We start from the raw sequence: 24,294 nt of genomic DNA, 5'->3' as shown, positions 1-24,294 counted from the left end.
AAAAAAAAAATTATTTGTTTTTTTTTATTTTTAAAATATGTTTTTTAACAATTTTACCATTTTCCATATACCATATTACATTATAATAATTTATTTGATATATTTTATGTGTAATTGTTATACTAATTTTAAAAGATGAATTATTTTTTTTTATTGATTTAATAATATCATATTGACTTTTAATATCAATATTAGATATTGGTTCATCTAATAATAATATTAAATGATCTTTAATTAAAGCTCTAGCAATAGCTATTCTTTGTAATTGTCCAACTGATAAATATATATCTTCTTTATATAAAGAAGTATCTATCCCATGAGGTAATTTTTTTAAAAAATCTATTATACCAATTTCTTTAATAATTTTTTCTATTTTAGAAATATTTATATTTTTATTAAAAAATAAATTTTTTCTAATTGTTATAGCAGGTAATTTAGGATTTTGTTTAACATATGATATTTTTTCATACCAACTATATAAATTTATATTTTTAAATTCAATATTATTAATTTTTAATGATCCATGATATGGTAAAAGACCTAAAAGAACATTAAATAATGTTGTTTTCCCACATCCATTAGCACCAATAATAACTATATTTTGTCCAGAAAATATCTTAAAAGATATAGGTCCTATTAATATATTCCCTTTTTTATTTTTAATTATTAAATTTTTTGCTATTATTTCTAATTTATTGCTATTTTTTAAAAAAAATTCTTCTTTTTTTTTTAAAATATAAATTTTATTATTTAATAATTTTATAATATTATCAGCTGCTCCGATAGCTTTAGATTTAATATGATATAATTTTCCTAAATTACTAAAATTTTGAAAATATTCAGAAATTAACATCAATATAAAAAAACTATGTAATATTTTAATATTTTTATTATAAAAACCAAAATTTATTATATGTAAATATGTAAAACTAAAATACATAATAATAAAAGCTAAAGAAACAGAAGAAAAAAATTCTAAGATAGCTGAAGTTAAAAAAATAATTTTTAATATCTCAATATTTTTTTTTCTATATTGTTCAATATAAAAAGAAATTTTTTTTATTTCTATTTTACGAAGATTAAATAATCTAATAGTTTCTATACCTTTTAGTCTATCAAAAAATAATCCATTTAAAAGTGATAAAATTTTAAAATTTTTTTTATTTTTTTGTGTAGTTTTTTTCCCAATTAAAATTATAAAAAAAATAATTATTATACTAATAATAATTATAATTAAATCTATAATCCAACTAATAAAAAATATAGTAATTAAAATTATTAATGATGATATTTTTATCCTAAAAAATTGAGGTATATATTCATTATAATAATCTTGTAAATTTTCTACTTGATTTATAATTAATGATATATCAGAGCCAGTTGTTTGATTTTTTAATCTTTCATAATATCTAGATGTTAATTTATTTAAAACTTTTTTCCTAATAGAAACTTTTATTATTTCACTATAATAAAAATTTATTTTATTTATTAAAATAGTTATAAATATTTTTATAATAAAACATAAAAATAATATTATATAATAATGAAAAATTTTATTTTTATTTTCTTTAAAAAAAAAAGTTTGTATTTGTTTAGATAATATCCAATTTTGTATTATTAATAAACATATATTAATAAAATTTAACAAATAAGAAATTATTAATAGATTTTTAGCAAAAAAACTTTGTTTTTTTAACCAAAAAATTATTTTTTCTTCTGTATATATTTTCATTTTAAATTAAAATTTATTTAAATAATAATTTTACTATGTTGAAAAAATATACAACATAGTAATAAATTTTTTATAATTTTTCTTCAATTCTAATTAATTGATTATATTTTGCATTTCTATCAGAACGACTCATAGAACCAGTTTTAATTTGATCAGCATTTGTCCCTACAGCTAAATCTGAAATAAAGGTGTCTTCTGTCTCTCCAGATCTATGTGAAATAATAATTTTATATCCTGCTTTTTTAGCTATTTTAATAGTAGATAATGTTTCTGTAAGAGAACCTATTTGATTTAATTTTATTAAAATTGCATTAGCTACTTTATATTTAATTCCTTTTTTTAAATATTTTTGATTTGTAACAAATAAATCATCTCCTACTAATTGAATTTTACTACCTAATATTTTTGTTTGATATATAAATCCATCCCAATCAGATTCATCTAATCCATCTTCTATTGAAGTAATAGGATATTTCTTAACTAGATTAGATAAAAAATTTGTAAATTCTTTTGAAGAAAGATTTATTTTTTCACCTTCTAAGTGATATTTTTTATTATAAAATAATTCTGAAGCAGCACAATCAATAGCAAAGGTAATATCTTTACCTAGAATAAATCCTGCATTGTAAACTGCCTTTGATATCATATCAAAGGCTTCGCTATTATTATTTAAATTTGGAGCATATCCTCCTTCATCTCCAACTGAAGTAATTAATTTTTTTTCTTTAAGTACTAATGATAAATGATGAAATATTTCAGCACCATAACGTATAGCTTCTTTTATATTTTTTGCACTAATAGGTTGTATCATAAATTCTTGTATATCTAAATTATTATCAGCATGTTTTCCGCCATTAATAATATTAATCATGGGTAATGGCATAAAAAATTTTTCTTTTGTATTATTAATATCACTAATATATTGAAATAATGGTATTTTTTTATATAGAGCCGCCGCTCTAGCATTAGCAAGTGAAACTGCTAAAATAGTGTTAGCTCCAAAATTAGATTTATTTTCAGTATTATCTAAATTAATCATAATTTTATCAATATTTTCTTGATCTAATGAATTTTGATTAATTAAATATTTACTAAAAATATTATTAATTATTTTAACTGATTTTAAAACTCCTTTTCCTAAAAATCTTTTTTTATCTCCATCACGCAATTCAATTGCTTCTTTAGATCCTGTAGATGCTCCAGAGGGTACAGATGCACTTCCAATTATGTTATTGTTTAAATGAACTTCTGCTTCAATAGTTGGATAACCTCTAGAATCAAGAATTTCTCTACCTATTATTTTTTTTATTTTAGACATTTTTTTCCTTTAATAAAATTTAGACTGTAGATAATATTTTACTAAAATTTTTTATAAAAAATATATTAAAATTTTAAAAATTATTTTTTTAATTAAATTAATTAAAATATTAATAATTATCATTTTTTGTTTTAAATCTTTTAATAGAAAGTAAAATCTCATTTTCTGCTTGGGCAACATTTCCCCAATCATTTACTTTACACCATTTATTTTGTTCTAAATCTTTATAATGTTTAAAAAAATATATAATTTGTTTTTGTAAAAAAATAGATAAATCTTTTATACTTTTAATAAAAGTATATTCTTGAGAAATTTTATCATGTGGGACTGCAATTATTTTTTTATCATCTCCAGATTCATCTATCATATTTAATAAACCTATAGGACGACATCTAATTACAGATCCTGGCATAATTTGATATTTTGTTATTACCATTACATCTAAACAATCACCATCTAATGATAATGTATTATTTATATATCCATAATTACATGGATAAAATATAGGTATATTAATAAAACGATCTACAAATAATATTCCATATTTTTTATTAATTTCGTATTTTATTGGATTAGAATTAGAAGATATTTCAATAATAACATTAATATCATTAGGAATATTTTCTCCAGAAGGCACACAATTTAAATTCATATAATAATTTCCTTTCATATAAAAAATATATTTTATATAAAATATTATAATTTTAAAATATATGATATTATAATTAATATGTATAATACTATTATTATTTAAATAAAATTAATAAATTAATTTATTTATTTTAATATAAAAATGGTATATTTTTTATGGCAAGAGTTACTGTAGAAAAAGCTGTTAAAAAAATAGGTAATCGATTTGATTTAGTTATAATTGCGGCTAAAAGAGCTAGACAAATTCAAATTAGAGGTAAAATTCCTTTATTATCAGAAAAAAATGATAAAACAACTATTTTAGCATTACGAGAAATTGAACAAGGTTTAATAAATAAAAAAACTATAGATAATTATGAAAAAAACATAGATAAAAAATTTCAATCTATTGATTTAGATAATTACTAATTTTTTATAAAAAAATAACTATTTTTTTATAAAAATTATTTTAAATATCAATATTAATGGCTTTTAATGCATTATTTTTTATAAATAACCTTCTAGGTTCTACTTGATCTCCCATAAGAGTTGAAAATAATTTATCTGCTTTTTTTGCATCTTTAATTGTTACTTGTAACATATTACGAGTTAAAGGATTCATAGTTGTTTCCCATAATTGGGTTGGATTCATTTCACCTAATCCTTTATATCTTTGTATAGTAAACCTTTTTTTACATTCTTTTAATAACCATTCAATACCTTCTTCAAAAGAATTAATATTTTTATACTTTTCTCCTTTTTCTACACGAAAAATTTTTCTCTCTTTTAAAGAGAGTAATTTTTTTCCTAATAAACATATTTTTTTATATTCATTACTAATAAAAAAATCATAATTTAATAAATATTTATCTATATTACCATATTTATTTTCATAAACTATTGGTTCAAAAATATTTTGTTTTATATTTTTATTTATATTTCCTGTAAAATTAATATTAATATATTTTTTATTTAAAAATAATAATAAATTATTTAACCATAAATTTACATTATTATAATCATTTAATTTTTCTAATTTTGAATTATATAATAATGCAAATAATATTTTATCGGAAAAAATATATTGTGAAAATTTTATAATTTTTTTAATATAATTATATTTATTCACTAATATTAATAATTTTTTATCAGATAAAATTTTTTGTGAATTTTTAAAAAAAAATATAGCTTTATTAAAAGCTATATTAAATGTAAAAATTTCCATTTCTTCATTATTTTTAATATATAATTTTTTATTTCCTTTTTTAATTCTATATAATGGAGGTTGTGCAATATATACATATCCTTTTTCTATTATTTGAGGTATTTGACGATAAAAAAATGTTAATAATAAAGTACGAATATGCGCGCCATCTACATCTGCATCTGTCATAATAATAATATTATGATATCTTAATTTATCTATACTATATTCATTTTTATTAATATAACAACCTAAAGCAGTAATTAATGTAATAATTTCTTGTGAAGATATGATCTTATTAAATCCAGCTTTTTCTACATTAAGAATTTTACCTTTTAATGGCAATACTGCTTGATTTTTTCTATTTCTTCCTTGTTTTGCTGATCCTCCAGCCGAATCTCCTTCTACTAAATAGATTTCAGATAATTTTGGGTTATTTTCTTGACAATCAGATAATTTACCTGGCAATCTAGATATACTAAAAGTGTTTTGATTCTTTATTATTTCTTTTGTTTTTCTTGTTACATCTCTGATTTTTGCTGCATATATAATTTTTTCTATTATTTTTTTTGAATCATTAGGATTTTCTAATAAAAAAAACATTAATTGTTGATTAACATAACATTCTACTAAAGATTTTATTTCTGATGAAATTAATTTATCTTTAGTTTGAGAAGAAAATTTAGGATTTGAAATCTGAATAGATATAAGAGCGATTAATCCTTCTCTAGTATCTTCACCTGTAATGTGAATATGTTTTTTTTTTTTATTATATTTTTCTTTATCTATATACAAGTTAATTGTACGTGTTATAGCTGTTTTTAATCCAGATAAATGAGTACCGCCATTTTCTTGAGGAATATTATTTGTAAAACAATATATTTTTTCTTTAAAAGAATCATTCCATTGCATAGCAATTTCTATATTTATCTTTTTATTTTTTTTATAACAATAAAAAATATTATTATGAATAATATTCTGATTTTTATTTAAATATTTAATAAATTCTTTTATACCCCCATGATATTGAAATGATTTAAATTTATTATTTCTTCTATCATTTATTGAAATAAATAATCCTGAATTTAAAAATGATAATTCTCTTAATCTTTTAGATAAAATTTTATAATTAAAAGATTGAATATTTTTAAAAATATTATAATTAGGCCAAAATCTAATATGAGTACCTGTAGTAGTACTACTATCAATATTTTGTAATTTATTTTGAGGGACCCCATAATAATATAATTGTTTATATAATTTTCCATTTCTTTTAATTACTAATTCTAATTTCTTAGATAAAGCATTTACTACTGAAACTCCTACTCCATGTAATCCTCCTGATAATTTATATGACTTATTATTAAATTTACCTCCTGAATGTAATATAGTCATAATTACTTCAGCTGCTGAAATTTGAGCTTCTTTATGTATATCTGTTGGTATTCCTCTTCCATCATCAATAATAGATATAGAATTATCATTATGAATAATTATATTTATATTTTTACAATAACCAGCAAGAGATTCATCAATAGCATTATCTATAACTTCAAAAACCATATGATGTAATCCTGTTCCATCATCTGTGTTTCCAATATACATTCCTGGTCTTTTTTTTACTGCATCTAATCCTTTTAAAATTTGAATACTTGATGCATTATAATATTTATTTGTCAAATTTCACTCTCATTTTTTTATAGAAAAAATATAATTTTATATTTTCATTGGCATTATTAAATAAATTTTATTTTTTTTATAATAATCTTCTATCTTAATACTAGAAATATTATCAATAAAGGAAATTTTAATTATTTCACTTTCTAATATATTAATTACATTAATTAAATAATTAATATTAAAAGATATATTAATATTATATTTTTTTTCATTATTATGTTTTTCTATTTTTAATATTTCTTCTGCTTTTTCATTATTTATATTACTACTGAATATTTTTAAATAATTATTATTAAATAATAAAGTTACTCCTTTAGTTCTTTCATTAACTAGAATAGAAATTCTATTTAAAGAATTTTTAAATTCTATACGATTAATTTTTATGACTTTATGAAAAAATTTAGGTATAATTTGTTCGTAATCAGGAAAATTATTTTCAATTAATTTAGATATAAATGTTAAATTATTAAAAATAAAACAAATATTATTTTTATTAATTTTAATATTAATTAATTCATTAGTATTATTAAGTAATTTAGATAACTCAAGAATACTTTTTTTAGGAATTATAGCATAATAATTAATAATATTTTTATTTATTGAATAAGTATAAATGGATAATCTATGTCCATCAGTTGATACAATATTTAAAATATTATTTTTAATTTGTAATAATAATCCATTTAAATATTTTCTGACATCATTATCTGCTATTGAAAAATAAGTAGCATATATAAATTTTTTTATTATTTTATGTTTAAGATTAAATTCTATATCAGATTTTATAAAATCTATAGTAGGAAAATTATTTGCTGGTAAGGTAGCTATATTAAAACAACAATTTTGTGATGATATAATAGCTTGATTATTACTAAATGATATATTTATATCATGATTTTTAGGTAAACTACGACATATATTATAAAATTTTTTTCCTTCAATTATAATTGAATATTTTTTTATATTACTTATATTTTTAATAAATGATGAGATTTCAATTTCTAAATTAGTACTTTTAAAAAAAATTGAACCATTATTTAACATATCTATTAAAATATTACTAATATTTGGATATATAGATTTATTATTAATAATATTTGTTACATATTTTAATGGTTTAATTAATAATTCACGACTAATAATAATATTATTTTCTATCATTTTTTTATTTTTAGAAAAAATTATAACAAAAAATCTTTACTTATAATTATAACATAATTAAATTTTTAATTACTAAAATTTAATATAAAAAATTGATAAAAATATTTTATTAAATATAAAAATTATGTAATAATTAATATATTATAAAATATTTATAAGTATAATTTTATGAAACGTACTTTTCAACCCTCTGTATTAAAAAAAAACAGATCTCATGGTTTTAGAAATAGAATGAAAACAAAAAATGGAAGACAAATAATAAATCGTCGTCGCGCTAAACATCGTATATATTTAAGTATATCAGATAAAAAATTTAAATAAAAAAAAAGTGAAATATTTTAATTTTTCAAAAAAAAAACGTTTAACTTCACTAAATTTTAATTTAGTGTTTAATAAACCTATTAAATTACATAATAAATATTATTCTCTTTTAAGTAAAAAAAATAGAATAAAATATTCTCGTATAGGTATAATTATCCCCAAAAAAATAATTAATAAAACAAATATTAGAAATAAATTTAAAAGAATTATTCGTGAATATTTTCGTTTAAATCAATATTTATTTATTAATATGGATTATATTATTATAATAAATAATAAAAATATTTTAAAAATAAACAATTTTTATTTTAAAAAATATTTAGAAAAAATATGGAATATTTTCAAAATAAAATAATTATTTTAAATAAAATTTATATTTCTTTCCTAAGAAAATTTAAACTAATTATTAATTTTAAGTTATAATCAATTTTTATTATTAAATAAATTAAAATGAGTATAAAATAATGAATTCAAAAAATAATATTTTTATAATTATTTTTTGTTTATTTTTTTTTATTATTTTAGGTAATTGGCAAAAAATACATAATTATATAAAAAATTATAAAAAACAAATTATTAATGAAAACATAAATAATAAATATCAATTTATCCCTAATATTATTAGAAATAAAAATATTTTAATTAAAACTGATAAATTTTTTTTATATATTAATCCTTATGGAGGTATTATTGAAAAAATACAATTATTAGATTATTTTGAGAAACTAAATTCTAAAAATTTTTTTACTTTATTAAGAAAAAATAATAATTTTATTTATCAAATAAAAAGTGGTATAATTCAAAAAGATAATTTTAAAAAAAATAAATATTTTAATCAAAATAATAAATTTTTTTCAAAATCATATAATTTTAAATTAGAAAAAAATAAAAATATTTTAAAAATACCTTTATTTTTTATAAAAAAAAACATTTTATATGTTAAAATTTTCTCATTTAAAAGAGGGGATTATTTAATAAATATTAATCATCAAATTTTTAATAAAAGTTTAAAACCTATTAAAGTAAGCATATTTGGACAAATAGATAAGTCTATTAATACTCCTAAAAAGTATTTAGATAAAAAACATAATAGTATTTCTATTAAAACATTTGATGGTGTAGCTATTTCTACAGATTATAACAAATTTAAAAAATATAAATTTTCTAAAATATTAAAAAAAAAAAAAATTAATATTTATACTAATAATGGATGGATAGCTGTATTACAACAATATTTTACTTCAGCTTGGATTATTCCTAATTTTTCTAAAAAAAATAATATATATATAAAAAAAAATTTTCATAATACTATTAGTGCTGGTTTTAGATCTGCTTATTATTCAATTTTACCAAAAAAAAAATATAATTTTTTATCTAAAATATGGATAGGGCCTAAAATTCAAAATAAAATGTCTAAAATAGCACCTTTTTTAGATTTAACTATAGATTATGGTTTTTTAAGATTCTTATCTAAACCATTATTTAATTTGTTAAATTTATTATTTTATTTAATAGGAAATTGGGGTTTTGCTATAATTGTAATTACTCTCATTATAAGATTTATAACATATCCATTATCTAAACAGCAATTTATTGCTATAAATAAAATGAATGTTTTACAACCAAAAATTAAAAAAATAAAAGAAAAATTTATTAATGATAAAGAACGTTTTAGTAAAGAAATAATTTTATTATATAAAAAAGAAAATTTAAATCCATTAATGGGATTTATCCCTTTTATTATACAAATGCCTATTTTTTTAGCTTTATATTATATGTTAACTAATTCTATCGAATTAAGACATGCTCCATTTATTTTTTGGATTAAAGATTTATCATCAGAAGATCCATATTATATTTTACCAATTATAATGAGTATTACTATGTTAATAATACAAAAAATTTCTCAAAATAATTTTGAGAATAATTCTGAACAAGAAAAATTTATATATATTATACCCATTATTTTTAGTTTATTTTTTTTATGGTTACCTTCTGGATTAGTTCTTTATTATATAATAAATAACTTAATAACTATTTTACAACAAAAATGGGTTTTTTATAAAATAAATAATAAATATTATTAAATATGATAATTAAATTATGGAAAAACAAAAAAATACAATAATAGCTAAAGTAACTCCTACAGGACAAGGAAGTATAGGAGTAATAAGAATATCTGGTAATAAATCGATAGATGTAATAAAATATACATTAAAATTAAATTCTCTTGAACCAAGATATGCGCATTATTTACCTTTTTTTTATAAAAATAAAATTATAGATAAAGGTATAGCATTATGGTTTCCAAAACCTAATTCTTTTACTGGAGAAGATGTTTTAGAATTACAATGTCATGGAAATTCTATTTTATTAGATTTATTAATTAATAATATTTTAAATATTCCAGGAATTAGGATGGCAGATCCAGGAGAATTTTCTAAAAGAGCTTTTTTAAATAAAAAATTTGATTTAACTCAAGTAGAAGCAATTGCTGATATAATTTCAGCTAATTCACAAGCAGCTATATTTTCAGCAATGAATTTAATGAATGGAAAATTATCATTATTATTAACAGAATTCACAAAAATCATTATTAAATTAAGAGTAAAAATAGAATCTTTTCTTGAATTTGATTATAAAATAAATTTTACTATTTTTTGTAAAAAAATTTTAATAACATTAGAAAAATTAATAAAATTTTTAATAAATATTATAAAATATGTAAAAAATGGTATTAGAATTAAAGAAGGGATAAAAATAACATTAATTGGGCCACCTAATTCTGGTAAATCTAGCTTAATGAATTTAATTACTGATAAAAAGATTTCTATAGTCACTGATATCCCTGGAACGACTAGAGATATTTTACATGAAAATATTTATATAGATTCAGTTCCTATAGAAATAATAGATACTGCGGGTATTAGAGAGACTAGTAATAAAATTGAAATATTAGGTATTAAAAAGACCTTTGAAGAAATTAAAAATTCTAATTATTTATTTTTAGTTATAGAAGATAAAATGTCAGAAAATAATTTATCTAAAATTATAAAAAAATATTTAAAAAATTTTATAAAAAATATTCCTATTATCATTATACGTAATAAAATAGATTTAACAAATAATATTCCTACTATAATATATAGTAGTAATTATACAATAATAAAAATATCAATTAAAAAAAAAATCGGAATATTAAATTTAATGAATTTTATAAAAAAAAAGATTTTAAATAAAAATACAAATGAAAATCAATTTTCAGCTAGAGAAAGGTATTTAGATATTTTAAATTCTATTTATAAATATCTTATAAAAGGAAAAAATAATTTTTTAAATACAAATTCTATAGAACTATTATCTGAAGATATTAGATTAATACAAAAAGAATTAGATTCTATTACTGGAAAATTTTATTCTGAAGATTTATTAAATAATATTTTTTCTCAATTTTGTGTTGGTAAATAAAATTTATGCCAGAATTACCTGAAGTAGAAGTAATTAAAAATGTTATAAAACCTTTTCTAAAAGGAAAAATAATTAATTATTCTATAATTAGAACTAAAAAATTAAGATATATGATACCTATTAATATTTTTAAAATAAAAAATCAAAAAATTTTAGATGTTAAAAGAAGAGGTAGATATATTATAATAATTTTATTTAAAAATACAATTATTATACATTTAGGTATGACTGGAATATTATCTATTATTAATAATAAAAATAATATTTTTTATCATAAACATGATCACATAGATTTAATTATAAATAATAATTTTACTTTAAGATATACTGATATAAGAAAATTTGGATTTTGGTTATGGGAAAACAAAAATTATAAAAAAAATATATTTTTAAAAAAATTAGGTCCTGAACCATTAGAAAATAATTTTAATAGTTTATATTTGTATAATTATACAAAAAAAAAAAATATTTACATTAAAATATTATTAATGGACAATAGTATTGTTACTGGTATAGGAAATATATATGCTAATGAATCTTTATTTTTATCAAAGATTTCTCCGTTTCGTATATCTAACACTTTAAATATAAAAGAAATTACAATTTTAACTAGAAATATTAAATCTATTTTATATAGATCAATAAAATATGGAGGATCTACTATTAGTAATTATAAATTACCTAATCATAATATTGGAAATTTTTCTCAATATTTTCTTGTATATGGAAGAAAAAATAAACTATGTAAAATATGTAAGACACAGATTATTAGAAAAATACAAAGGAATCGAAGCACATTTTTTTGTTGTAAATGTCAAAAATAAGTTATTTAAATTTAAAATAAAATAATTAATCTAATAAAGATGTAATTTGATTACATGTTTTATTATATCTACCTAATATTATCCTACTTACTATTACTAAAAATAAAGATATAGTTATTAATATTGTGGCTAAAACATTAATTTCAGGAGTAATACCTATTTTAGACATTGAATAAATTTTTAATGGGAGTATTTCATATTCTGGACCTGTTACAAAAGTTGATATTGTTATATCATCCATAGATAAAGCAAAACTTAATAACCAACTTGAAATAATAGTAGGAAATATGATAGGAAGTATAATTTTTGTTAAAATAACGATTTCACTAGCACCTAGATCTTTTGCCGCCTCTATCATACGATTATCAAAATCTTGTAATCTAGAATGAATCGTAATAACTACATATGGAAAACAGAATGTAATATGTGCAAATAATAAAGTCCAAAAACCTAAAGATAAATTTAAAAAAATAAATAATAATAATAAAGAAATACCCATTACAATATCAGGAGAAATAATTACTATAAATAATAGGGTATTTATAAAAGATTTAATATGTATATTAAAATGATATAATGATAATGCAGTTAATAATCCAAATAGGGTTGTAAAAGTTGCGGTAATAATTCCAATAAATAGAGAATGATATGTAACTTCTAATAAAGAAGAATTATGGATAATTAACTGATACCATTTAATTGTAAAACCCTGCCATATAATACTAAAACGTGATTTATTAAAAGAGTTAATTATTAATAAAATAATAGGTATATAAAAACAGAAATAAATGAAATTTATGAAAATTATTCTACATATATATTTAAACATTTTTTTTAAATTCCTTTTTATTTAAAAATTTAATAGTTTTAAAATATAATATTAATAAAATACCTGTAAATAATGTTATTATGGTACTTGTCGCAGCTCCTAATGGCCAATCTCTAATATTCAAAAATTGATTTTTAATAATATTACCTATTAATAAATTTTTAGATCCTCCCATTAAATCAGAAATATAAAACATCCCCATACTAGGTAAAAAAACTAAAAGACATCCTGCTATAATTCCTGAAGTAGTTAAAGGTATTATTATATAAAAAAATATTTTCCAAGATTTTGCTCCTAAATCTTTTGCAGCTTCTATCCATAATTGATCTAGTTTTTCAAAACTAGAATATATTGGAACTATCATAAAAGGTAATAAAATATATACTAATCCTATTATTACAGCAATAGGAGTATAAATAATATGAATAGGAGAGTTAATAATTTTAAAATACATTAAAATATTATTAAACCATCCGTTAATTCCTAAAAATATTTTAAGACAATATATTCTAATTAATGAATTTACCCAGAATGGTAAAAATAAAAAAAATAACATCAAAGATTTTTTTTTATTAGAGATTTTTGTTAAACACCATGCAAATGGATAACCTATTAAAAGACATATTATTGTGGTAATAAATGAAATAAATAAAGAATTTATAAATACTCTAATATATAAAAAATCTAATAAATTTAGATAGTTATTAAAAGAAAATTTTAAAATAATTAAATTATCATTATCTTTTTTTAAAAAACTAATTATAATTATAATTATATTAGGTAATAAAATAAATAATAATAACCAACTAATAATTATAAAAATTATAATTTTTTTAAAATATTCCATTACCTTTTTCATAAGGTAATACAACCTCCCATGTTTCAACCCAGTTTATTAACATTTTTTGATTTAAAGAATGATCAACATAAGGATCATTTTCGTTAAAAAATTCACTTACAATAATAATTTTACCATTATTAAGTTTTAAAGTAGATTCTAAAGTCATACCTTTATAATTTTTTTCTTTTATATAACCAACTAAACCTGTATTTAAATTAGTTTTATTATTAATTTCTTTAATTCTTAAATCTTCTGGTCTTAATAAAACATGTATTTTTTCTCCTTCAATAATATTGAATGGAACTTGTATTTTACATATGTATCCTTCTAAATTAGCTAATACCTGATTAGAATTAAATTTTTTTAAAATTAAAGCATTAAATATATTAATATCTCCTATAAAATTAGCAACAAATAAATTTTTAGGTTCTTCATATATTTCTCTTGGTGAACCATCTTGTTCTATTATTCCATTTCGTAATAAAATAATACGATCTGATATACTTAAAGCTTCTTCTTGATTATGTGTAACTAATATAAATGTAATACCTAATTTTCTTTGTAATGCTTTTAATTCATTTTGCATTTTTTTACGTAATCTATAATCTAAAGCAGATAAGGGTTCATCTAATAATAATAATCTAGGTTGATTAATTACAGCTCTTGCTATAGCAACTCTTTGTTGTTGTCCTCCAGATAATTCATGAGGTTTTCTATTTATAAATTTTTTTAATTGAACTATATCTAAAATTTTTTCAACTTTTTTAATTATTTCTTTTTCTGTTTTTTTTTGCATTCTTAAGCCAAAAGCTATATTATCAAACACAGACATATGGGGAAATAATGCGTAACTTTGAAAAACAGTATTTATTTGTCTTTTTTCTGCTGGATATTTTGTTATCTCTTTTCCACTAAGAAAAATAGAACCACTATCTACTTTTTCTAAACCTGCTATTAAACGTATAATCGTTGTTTTACCAGAACCAGATGGACCTAATAAAGTAATAAATTCTCCATCATTTATCTCTAAATTTAAATTATAAATAATTTTTTTATTTGCAAAAGATTTATTAATATTAATTAATTTAATTAAAATTTTTTTAAAAGATTTTTTTTCCATAATAATACTCTATTTAATAAAATATTATTTTTATTTAATTATTAATTTATGTAACTAAAAAATAATTTTAAATATTTAAATTTATTTTTTAATAACAATTAAAATTTATTTTAGTTAATTAATGGAATTTCTTTTTCAATAATTCCACCTCCTAAACAAATACTTCCATAATAAAATACAGCTGATTGTCCTTTTGTAATACTAGAAATAGGGGTATATAAATATACTTTAATTCTATTATTACCTAAAAAAATAATTTTACATTTTACATCTTTTTGTCGATATCTAGTTTTAATTGTACATTTTTTTTTTATATTTTTTGGTATATAACTTATCCAATTAATTTTTTTAACTATTAAGCCAATAGAATATAAATATAAATTTTCTCTGCCTTGAATTGTAACTAAAATATTTTTTTTTATATTTTTATTATAAACATACCATGGTTTATTTTCATAAAAAATAGAACCTCCTAAGCCAATACCCTTTCTTTGTCCTATAGTATAATTTATTAATCCTTTATGTTTTCCTATAACTTCTCCATTAATATTTACTATATTTCCTGATGAAGAAGATATATATTTATTTAAAAATTTAGGAAAATTTCTTTCACCTATAAAACAAATTCCTGTCGAATCTTTTTTATTAGCATTAATAAATTTAAGTTTTTTTGCAAAATATCTTACTTCTGTTTTTTTTAACCCTCCAATAGGGAATAAAATTTTTTTTAATTGTTTTTCTTTTATTGTATATAAAAAATAACTTTGATCTTTATTATCATCAATACCTCTTAATAAAAAAAATTTATTTTTTATTTTTTTACACCGTACATAATGACCTGTACTGATAAAATCAGCTCCTAAATTATTAATAGCAAAATTCATAAAATATTTAAATTTAATAATTTTATTACATAAAATGTCAGGATTTGGTGTATATCCTTTTTTATATTCAGAAAGAAAGTTTGTAAAAACATACTTCCAATATTCATATGAAAAATTAATTTTATGTAAAGGAATTTTTAATTTTTTACAAATAATTTCTGCATGATATAAATCTTTTTCGATATTACAAATATTGTTTGTATCATCTTCTTCCCAATTTTTCATAAATAATCCTTCTACCTGATAGTTCTGTTTTTTTAATAACCAGGCAGAAAAAGAAGAATCAATACCACCAGACATTGCAATTATTACTTTTTTTTTAAACATATATTTATATATAAATATAAAATTTTGATAAGAATTAATTTAATAAAATTATTTTAAAAATATATTTATTATTAATATTTTTTATATTTTTTTTATAGTATTTATTCCTAATAAATATAATCCTTTTTTTAAAAATAATGATGTTAAAAAAACTATTTTTAATCTGCTAATTTTTAATATTTTATCTTTTAAATTTAAAATATTACAGTTTTCATAAAATGAAGTAAATAATACTGTAATTTTATATAACCAATTACATAATATATGTGGTGTCCCTTTTTCAACAATTTTTAGAATAATTTCTTCAAAATCTAGGAATAATATAGCAAGATTAAATTCATAATGATTTATAAAATTAATTTCTAAATCTAAAAAATTTTTTAAATCAATATTAGATTTTTTTAATAAAGATATAGCTCTGACATAAGCATATTGTATATATAAAGCTGTGTTACCATTTAAAGATAACATTTTATCCCAATTAAAAATATAATTATTTATTCTATTTTTAGATAAATCAGCATATTTTATTGCTCCAATACCAATATGGTAAGACAAATTTTTTAATATATCTTTCTTTATAAAAGGATTTTTTTGTAGAATTATATTTTTAGCTTTTAAAATAGATTTATTAATTAAATCATTTAATTTTATATTTTTTCCTTCTCGTGTTTTAAAAGGTTTATTTTTATGATTTAAAATCATCCCAAACATATGATGTTCTAATTTTAGATTAGAAGGTACATATTTTGCTTTTTTAACTATTTGAAAAATTTGTTTTAAATATTGATTTTGACGTGCATCTACATAATAAATAATTCTATTTGCTTTAAATTTTTCATAACGATACTTAATACATGCAATATCTGTCGTAGCATAAAGATAAGCTCCATCTTTTTTTTGAACAATAACTGCCATTAATTCTCCTTTTATATTTTTTATTCCTTCTATTGGGATAATAATAGTTCCATTATTATTAATGGCTATTCCTTTTTTTTTTAAATCTATAATTATATTTGATAACATATCATTATATGTACTTTCTCCCATAGTATCAAGATATGTAAGTTTAATATTAAGTCTATTATATAGTTGATAATTATAATTCATTGTAATATTAACTATTTCTTTCCATATTCTTAAACAAGAAATATCTTTATTTTGTAATTTAACTACGTATAATCTAGCTTTTTTTGCAAAATTTATATCTTGAGTATATTTTTTTTGAGCTTGTTTATATAATTTTTCTATATCAGAAAGCGACAAATTTTTTTTTTTACTTTTTAATTTTAAAAAAGCTATAAGTATCCCAAAATTTGTCCCCCAATCTCCAATATGATTGGATTTAATAACATTATGCCCAACAAAAGATAAAATTCTTACAATAGAATCTCCTATAATTGTAGATCTTAGATGACCAACATGCATTTCTTTAGCTATATTAGGACTTGAATAATCAATAACAATATTTTCTGATATAATTTTTTTCGTTAATCCTAACTTTTTAGAAGTGATTAATAAATTAATTTGTTTTGATAACCATTTTTTTTTAACAAAAAGATTAATAAATCCTGCTGTAGATATTGTAATTTTAGATATTATTTTTTTTATATTTAAATTTTTTACTACTTTAGTAGCTAAATCATTAGGATTAATTTTTAAATAAATAGCTGCAGAAATAATACCATTAATTTGATAATGTCCTAGTTCTATTTTTTTACATGAACGTAATATAACATCATATTTTTCTGGAATACCTACTTTTATCATAGATTCATGAATTTTTTTTGAAAGAATTTTTTTTATATTCATATATTTTTCTTTTTTATTATTTAAAATGATATATATAAATACTTATTTTTATTTTATAAATACGTTTCGAAAAAATAAATATTTTATTTTAAAAATATATAGATTAATTTTTTTATTTATATTTATAAATATATTTTATTAATTAAATTTAATTATATTATTTTTTACTTTAAAATATTAAATTAAAATAAATTAATAATATTATGCAATTAATATAATATTTTTGTTTTAAAAAACAATTTTTTATTTAATTAATATAATTATAATTTTTAATTATTATTTATAATAATAAATTACATTTATGAAATGTAATAAATTAAAAATTAAATTTTTTTATCAAAAGATAAAATAAATATATTAAAAAATAATAATATAAAATTATTTATGTTTTTCTTTTTTATTAAAAATAATAATTAATTATTATATAAAATTATATTTAAATTTAAATTAATTATATATTTTACATATATAAAGATATTTTTTATTATATTAATAATATATTAAATTTTTATTTATTCTATAAATAAATTTATTAAAAAATATTTTATTAATATTTTAATAAATAATTTTTATGTAAAATAATAAATAATTTTAATATAAATTAATATATATTAAAATTTAATTTATATTAAATATATTTTATATAAATAATTTAGTTATATAAAAGATATTTATTTTAAATAAAGGATTTATAAATGAAAAAGAAAATTTATTGTGGTGAAATAAATAAAGAATATATAAATAAAGAAATAATTCTTTATGGATGGATTGATAATTATCGAAATTTAGGAAAATTAATTTTTGTTAATATAAAAGATAGAGAAGGTGTTATTCAAGCGGTATTTAAACCACAATATAAAATAGCTTATAATGTAGCTATTACATTACGTAATAATTTTTGTGTAAAAGTGAAAGGGAAAATAGTAGAAAGAACTCAAAAAAATAAAAATTTTAATTTAATAACCGGAGAAATAGAAATTATTGTATTTAATATATTTATACTTAATAAATCTAAACCATTACCTATTGATAATAATATGATTAATACAGAAGAAATGAGATTAAAATATCGATATTTAGATTTAAGACAAATAAAAATGACTAAAATTTTAAAACAAAGATCTATAATAATAAGTTATATCAGAAATTTTTTAGAAAAAAATAATTTTTTAAATATTGAAACTCCTATATTAACAAATTCAACTCCAGAAGGATCAAGAGACTATTTAGTTCCAAGTAGAATTCACAAACATAATTTTTATGCACTACCTCAATCTCCACAAATCTTTAAACAATTATTAATGATTGCTGGATTAGATCGTTATTATCAAATTGCTAAATGTTTTCGGGATGAAGATTTACGTTCTGATCGACAACCAGAATTTACCCAAATTGATATAGAAATATCTTTTACAAAATCAAAAATATTACGATATTTCATAGAAAAAATGATATTTAATATATGGAAAAACATAAAAAATATATTTTTAGATAAATTTAAAATATTAACTTTTAAAAAATCAATGAAATATTTTGGGACAGATAAACCTGATTTAAGAAATAAATTAAAATTAATAGATTTAAGTAATTTTTTTATTAAAAAAAATAAAAATAGAATAGTTTCTATTTCCATCAAAAATAAATATTTATCTAATTTTAATATAAAAGGTTTAAGTAAATATATTTCTTATATTAAAAAATATAATACAAATGACTTAAATATATTCCAAGTAAATAATAATAAATTAATAAATATTTTAAATACAAAAAATAATTTTATTATTAATTTAAATAATGATCAAATCAAAGATATTATTTATAAAAATAATTGTCATAATAATGACATTATTTTCATTGGAACAGAAACTATTAATGATAATATATCTTCTATGGGATATTTACGTAAAAAACTAGGAAAAGACTTCAACCTTATTAAAAATAATAAATGGTGTCCATTATGGATAATTGATTTTCCTTTATTTAAAAAAAATAAAATAGGTAAATTAATTCCTATGAATCATCCATTTACATCTCCAAAAAAAGAATTTATTAATAATATAGATAATTTTTTAAAAGAAAACCCTCATCAGATATTATCTGATTCATATGATTTAGTTATTAATGGCTATGAAATAGGAAGTGGTTCTTCAAGAATAAATAATTATAAAATACAAAAAAAAATATTTAATTTTCTTAGAATAAATGAAGTAGTTCAAAAAAAAAATTTTGGTTTTTTTTTAGAAGCTCTACAATTTGGAACTCCACCACATATAGGAATAGCTTTAGGATTAGACCGATTAATTATGTTATTAACTAATACTAATAATATTCGCGATGTTATTGCTTTTCCAAAAACTACATCAGCAAATTGTTTATTAACTCAAGCTCCTAATAAAATTGATTTTAATCTTTTAAAAGATTTAGGATTATCGTTATCCTAATTATATTAGTAAAAATAAATAATAATAAAAGGAATATAATTTTTATGTCTGGACATAGTAAGTGGGCTAATACACGTCATCGTAAAAAATTACAAGATAATAAAAAAGATAAAATTTTTTCTAGAATTATTAAAGAATTGAATACAGCCTTAAAAAAAGGAGGACATATAAATCCACAATATAATTCTAAATTACGTTTAGTTATAGAAAAAGCATTATCATTTAATATGAGTAGATCAACAATTAATAATATTTTAGAAAAAAAAAAAAAAAATAATAATACATTAAAAGAAATTTATTATGAGGGATATGGTCCAAATAATATTGCATTAATGATTCAATGTTTAACTAATAATAATAATAGAACTAGTTCTTTAATACGTAATATTTTTAATAAAACTGGAGGTAGTTTAAAACAAAAAGGTGCTGTTAATTATATTTTTAAAAAACAAATTTTTGTTTCATATTCATGTAAAAATAATCTAGATAATATTATTGATATAGCAGAAAAATTAAAAGCAGATGATATTCTTTATAATAAAGAAAATATTAAAATTATTTTTTCAAAAAAAAAATATAAACTCCTTACTAAGGAAATAAAAAATTTTAAAATTAAACCAATAGAAATTAATTTATTTATTGAACCATTTATAAAAAAAAAAATTGATATTTTTACGAAAAATAAATTATCTATTTTTTTATCTTTATGTAAAGAAAATGAAGACATAAAAAATATTTATCATGATGCTGAGATTTAACAAACATTTTTTTATATAATTTAAAAGATAAGATATTATGACAATAATTTTAGGTATAGATCCAGGATCTAGAATTACAGGATATGGGTTGATTAAAAAGCTTAAGAATAATAAAATAATTTATATTGATAGTGGATGTATTTTAACTTTAAAAATTAAAGATTTTCCTACAAGATTAAAAATAATTTATAAAAATATAAGTAAAATAATAAAAAAATTTAAACCTGATAATTTTGCTATAGAACAAATTTTTATGTCTAAAAATGCAAATTCTGCATTAAAATTAGGACATGCAAGAAGTGCTGCAATAGTATCAGCTGTAAATCATAATCTTACTGTTTTTGAATATTCAGCAAGTAAAGTAAAAATGATTGTAGCTGGTATTGGTAATGCAAAAAAAAAACAAGTACAAGATACAGTATTCATGTTATTAAAATTATCTTTTTATCCCCAAAAAGATGTTGCTGATGCATTAGCAATTGCAATTACACATAGTCGTCTTTATGTATAAAAAAGTTATTAAAAATTTTTATTTAAAAAAATAAATATTTAAATTACATTTTTTAATAATAAACAAATTAATTATTAAAAAATGCTTTTAATATAAAATTTTTTATTTATAAATTTCTAATATAGGATCAATACCAGCAATTACATTTCCAGAGTATTTTTTTATTTTATTAATATCTTCAATATTAGATACTATTACTGGAGTATATATAGATTTAGCAGTTTTTTTTAAAAAATTTAAATCTAATTCAATAATTATTTCTCCTTTTTTTACTATATTATTTTTTTCAAAATTAAATTTTCTTATAAATCCTTTTCCTTTTAATTTAACTGTATCGATTCCAAAGTGTACAAATAATTCTATCTTATTTAATGTTCTTATTGAAAAAGCATGATTAGTTTCAAATATTTTACCAATTATTCCATCAATAGGAGAAACAATTATATTTCCAGTTGGATTAATTGCAATCCCATCTCCTACAATTTTATCTGAAAAAACAATATCAGGAACTTTTTCTATATCTATTATACTACCTGAAATAGGAGCAAATATTTTAGTAATTTCAATTTTTTTTTGTTTTTTTTTAAAAAAATTAGAAAAAATATTCATTTATTTTCCTTTTAGAAAAATTATTTTTTTTTGTTAAATTCTAATAATAAATTTTTAATCTTTTTAATTGTAGGTTGTAATAAAACATTATTAGCTAATTCTTTTGCTCGAGACATTTCTATATTACGAATAATATTTTTAATTTTTGGAATAGAAATAGAATTCATACTTAATTCATTTAGTCCCATTCCTAATAATATAGGAATAAAATTTTCATCACTTGCTAATTCTCCACACATTCCTGTCCATTTTCCCTCTTCATGTGATGCATCTATAACTTTTTTTATTAAAAAAAGTATAGCGGGATGAATAGAATTATATAGATGTGAAATTAAATCATTACCTCTATCTACTGCCAATGTATATTGAGTTAAATCATTAGTACCTATACTAAAAAAATCGATTTCTTTTATTAAATGATGAGCAATTATAGCTGATGCTGGAGTTTCTATCATTATTCCTATAGGAATATTTTTATTAAAATTATATTTTTGTTTTTGCAGTTGTTTTTTTAAAAAATTTAACTCTTCTTTTAAAAATAAAACTTCTTCTATTGAAATAATCATAGGAAACATTATATATAATTTACCAAAAAAAGATGCTCTTAAAATAGCTCTTAACTGTGTATGTAAAATATCTTTACGATCCATACTTATTCTAATGGCTCTATAACCTAAAAAGGGATTTTCTTCTTTTGGTAAATTCATATATGGTATTTTTTTATCACCTCCGATATCCATAGTTCTAATAATAACTGATTTATTACGCATATTTATAGCAACAGTTTTATAAATATTAAATTGTTCTTCTTCTGTAGGTAAAGAAACCCGATTCATAAATAAAAATTCTGTTCTATATAAACCAATACCATCAGCTCCATTTTTTTCAATATTATTTAACTCTTTTAATGATCCTATATTAGCACATATTTTTATTTTAAAATGATCTTTAGTTTGTGCTGGTAAATTACTATTTTTTTTTAATTTTTCTTTTTCAATTATATATTGATTAAATAATATTTTTTTTTCTTTAATTATATTAATAGAGGGGTTTATATAAATTAAGTTATTAATACTATCTAAAATAATATAATCATTTGTTTTAACTTTAGTTGTTATATTACCTGTCCCAACAATTGCGGGTATTTCTAATGAACGTGCCATTATCGCTGTATGAGAAGTATTACTTCCTAAATCAGTAATAAAACCTAAAATTTTTTTTAGATCTAATTGAGCTGTTTCTGAAGGTGTAAGATCTTTTGAAATTAAGATTACTTTTTGATTTATTTCATCTAAATTTATAATATTTAAATTTAAAATATTTTTTATTAATCGATCTCCAATATCTTTTATATCAATAATTCTTTCTTTTAAGTATGTATCATCTAAATTTTCTAATGTTTTGATTTGAGATTTTATTACTGAATCTACAGCAGCATCTGCTGAAAATAAATTATTTTTTATTAAAAAAATAATTTCTTTAGTCATTTCTTCATCTTCTAAAAAAAGAAGATGACCATCAAGAATTAAGTCTTTTTCAGAATTTAAATTACTTAATGATTTTTTTTTTATATATTCTAATTGTTCTATAGATTTTTTTTGGCTATCTAAAAATTTTTTTATTTCTATATTTATTTGATTATCAGTAATTTTATTACGATTAATAATAATATTATTTTTTTTTAATAAAAAAGCTTTACCAAAAGAAATACCAGGAGAAGCTAAAATTCCTGAAATCATATTTTACCTCTATTATATAATAATTTTATATCAATATTACTGAAATAATAATTTAAATAATTTTACTAAATTAATAATTTATTTT

21 protein-coding genes are annotated in these 24,294 nt (G+C 18.3%); 9 read left to right on the top strand and 12 right to left on the bottom strand.

Features of this window, described 5'->3' with window-relative positions:
• Positions 1–10: 10 nt before the first annotated feature.
• From GJU04_RS02190 to ppa, 3 genes are all read right to left on the bottom strand, one after another.
• The gene (locus tag GJU04_RS02190) at positions 11–1,732 is read right to left on the bottom strand and encodes an ABC transporter transmembrane domain-containing protein (protein WP_168893254.1); all 1,722 of its coding nucleotides are present in this window, start codon (positions 1,730–1,732) and stop codon (positions 11–13) included.
• A gap of 70 nt (positions 1,733–1,802) precedes the next feature.
• Positions 1,803–3,050, bottom strand: coding sequence for a phosphopyruvate hydratase (eno, locus tag GJU04_RS02185; protein ID WP_168893253.1), 1,248 nt, complete (start codon positions 3,048–3,050; stop codon positions 1,803–1,805).
• A gap of 109 nt (positions 3,051–3,159) precedes the next feature.
• Positions 3,160–3,702 (bottom strand): inorganic diphosphatase, encoded by a 543-nt coding sequence (gene ppa / locus GJU04_RS02180; protein WP_168893252.1) that lies wholly within the window; start codon positions 3,700–3,702, stop codon positions 3,160–3,162.
• Between the two features lie 155 nt (positions 3,703–3,857).
• Between ppa and rpoZ the strand changes: the two genes are divergently transcribed.
• Positions 3,858–4,109, top strand: a complete 252-nt coding sequence (rpoZ, locus tag GJU04_RS02175; RefSeq protein ID WP_168893251.1) for a DNA-directed RNA polymerase subunit omega — start codon at positions 3,858–3,860, stop codon at positions 4,107–4,109.
• Positions 4,110–4,149: 40 nt separating this feature from the next.
• Here the strand turns inward: rpoZ and gyrB are convergent, their stop codons facing one another.
• Together gyrB and dnaN are read right to left on the bottom strand one after the other, a co-directional pair.
• The gene (gyrB, locus tag GJU04_RS02170) at positions 4,150–6,564 is read right to left on the bottom strand and encodes a DNA topoisomerase (ATP-hydrolyzing) subunit B (RefSeq protein WP_168893250.1); all 2,415 of its coding nucleotides are present in this window, start codon (positions 6,562–6,564) and stop codon (positions 4,150–4,152) included.
• A gap of 36 nt (positions 6,565–6,600) precedes the next feature.
• Positions 6,601–7,725, bottom strand: coding sequence for a DNA polymerase III subunit beta (dnaN, locus tag GJU04_RS02165; RefSeq protein ID WP_168893249.1), 1,125 nt, complete (start codon positions 7,723–7,725; stop codon positions 6,601–6,603).
• Between the two features lie 168 nt (positions 7,726–7,893).
• On the opposite strand from dnaN, the gene rpmH reads away from it, so the two are divergent.
• From rpmH to mutM, 5 genes are all read left to right on the top strand, one after another.
• On the top strand, positions 7,894–8,046 hold the full coding sequence (rpmH, locus tag GJU04_RS02160; RefSeq protein WP_168893248.1) for a 50S ribosomal protein L34: 153 nt from the start codon (positions 7,894–7,896) through the stop codon (positions 8,044–8,046).
• Positions 8,047–8,053: 7 nt separating this feature from the next.
• Positions 8,054–8,401 (top strand): ribonuclease P protein component, encoded by a 348-nt coding sequence (rnpA, locus tag GJU04_RS02155; RefSeq protein ID WP_168893247.1) that lies wholly within the window; start codon positions 8,054–8,056, stop codon positions 8,399–8,401.
• 109 nt (positions 8,402–8,510) lie between these two features.
• Positions 8,511–10,133, top strand: a complete 1,623-nt coding sequence (gene yidC, locus GJU04_RS02150; protein WP_168893246.1) for a membrane protein insertase YidC — start codon at positions 8,511–8,513, stop codon at positions 10,131–10,133.
• Between the two features lie 16 nt (positions 10,134–10,149).
• Positions 10,150–11,514 carry a tRNA uridine-5-carboxymethylaminomethyl(34) synthesis GTPase MnmE gene (mnmE, locus tag GJU04_RS02145; RefSeq protein ID WP_168893245.1) on the top strand — a complete coding sequence of 455 codons (1,365 nt, stop codon included), beginning with the start codon at positions 10,150–10,152 and terminating at the stop codon, positions 11,512–11,514.
• 5 nt (positions 11,515–11,519) lie between these two features.
• A complete protein-coding gene (mutM, locus tag GJU04_RS02140) occupies positions 11,520–12,338 on the top strand; it encodes a bifunctional DNA-formamidopyrimidine glycosylase/DNA-(apurinic or apyrimidinic site) lyase (RefSeq protein ID WP_168893244.1) in 819 nt (272 codons plus the stop codon).
• A gap of 25 nt (positions 12,339–12,363) precedes the next feature.
• Here the strand turns inward: mutM and potC are convergent, their stop codons facing one another.
• The 5 genes from potC to argS all read right to left on the bottom strand — a co-directional run bounded on the left by potC (position 12,364) and on the right by argS (position 18,151).
• Positions 12,364–13,167, bottom strand: a complete 804-nt coding sequence (gene potC, locus GJU04_RS02135; protein WP_168893243.1) for a spermidine/putrescine ABC transporter permease PotC — start codon at positions 13,165–13,167, stop codon at positions 12,364–12,366.
• The gene (gene potB / locus GJU04_RS02130; RefSeq protein WP_168893242.1) at positions 13,160–14,026 is read right to left on the bottom strand and encodes a spermidine/putrescine ABC transporter permease PotB; all 867 of its coding nucleotides are present in this window, start codon (positions 14,024–14,026) and stop codon (positions 13,160–13,162) included. The genes potC and potB overlap by 8 nt, the downstream gene beginning before the upstream one ends.
• The gene (gene potA, locus GJU04_RS02125; RefSeq protein WP_168893241.1) at positions 14,001–15,128 is read right to left on the bottom strand and encodes a spermidine/putrescine ABC transporter ATP-binding protein PotA; all 1,128 of its coding nucleotides are present in this window, start codon (positions 15,126–15,128) and stop codon (positions 14,001–14,003) included. The genes potB and potA overlap by 26 nt, the downstream gene beginning before the upstream one ends.
• Before the next feature lie 110 nt (positions 15,129–15,238).
• Positions 15,239–16,339, bottom strand: coding sequence for a tRNA 2-thiouridine(34) synthase MnmA (gene mnmA, locus GJU04_RS02120; RefSeq protein ID WP_168893240.1), 1,101 nt, complete (start codon positions 16,337–16,339; stop codon positions 15,239–15,241).
• Between the two features lie 81 nt (positions 16,340–16,420).
• Complete coding sequence (gene argS, locus GJU04_RS02115) at positions 16,421–18,151, bottom strand: arginine--tRNA ligase (protein ID WP_168893239.1); 1,731 nt, start codon at positions 18,149–18,151, stop codon at positions 16,421–16,423.
• A gap of 695 nt (positions 18,152–18,846) precedes the next feature.
• Here argS and aspS point away from each other — a divergent pair.
• From aspS to ruvC, 3 genes are read left to right on the top strand one after another with little or no spacing between them, the layout of a single operon-like run.
• Complete coding sequence (gene aspS, locus GJU04_RS02110; RefSeq protein ID WP_168893238.1) at positions 18,847–20,592, top strand: aspartate--tRNA ligase; 1,746 nt, start codon at positions 18,847–18,849, stop codon at positions 20,590–20,592.
• A 44-nt stretch (positions 20,593–20,636) separates the two neighbouring features.
• Positions 20,637–21,350, top strand: coding sequence for a YebC/PmpR family DNA-binding transcriptional regulator (locus tag GJU04_RS02105; RefSeq protein WP_168893237.1), 714 nt, complete (start codon positions 20,637–20,639; stop codon positions 21,348–21,350).
• A gap of 37 nt (positions 21,351–21,387) precedes the next feature.
• Entirely contained in the window at positions 21,388–21,861 is a 474-nt protein-coding gene (gene ruvC / locus GJU04_RS02100) for a crossover junction endodeoxyribonuclease RuvC (protein ID WP_168893236.1), read from the top strand.
• A 102-nt stretch (positions 21,862–21,963) separates the two neighbouring features.
• On the opposite strand, the gene crr is transcribed toward ruvC, so the two are convergent.
• Both crr and ptsI read right to left on the bottom strand, forming a co-directional pair.
• Positions 21,964–22,470: a PTS glucose transporter subunit IIA gene (gene crr, locus GJU04_RS02095; protein ID WP_168893235.1), complete on the bottom strand. Its 507-nt coding sequence runs from the start codon at positions 22,468–22,470 to the stop codon at positions 21,964–21,966.
• Between the two features lie 20 nt (positions 22,471–22,490).
• Positions 22,491–24,209 (bottom strand): phosphoenolpyruvate-protein phosphotransferase PtsI, encoded by a 1,719-nt coding sequence (gene ptsI / locus GJU04_RS02090; protein ID WP_168893234.1) that lies wholly within the window; start codon positions 24,207–24,209, stop codon positions 22,491–22,493.
• Positions 24,210–24,294: the final 85 nt, after the last annotated feature.

Source organism: Enterobacteriaceae endosymbiont of Donacia marginata (genome assembly GCF_012567685.1).
Classification (GTDB): Bacteria; Pseudomonadota; Gammaproteobacteria; order Enterobacterales; family Enterobacteriaceae.
The sequence above is the reverse complement of the archived record's forward strand: the minus strand, read 5'-3'. Positions and strand labels throughout refer to the sequence as shown.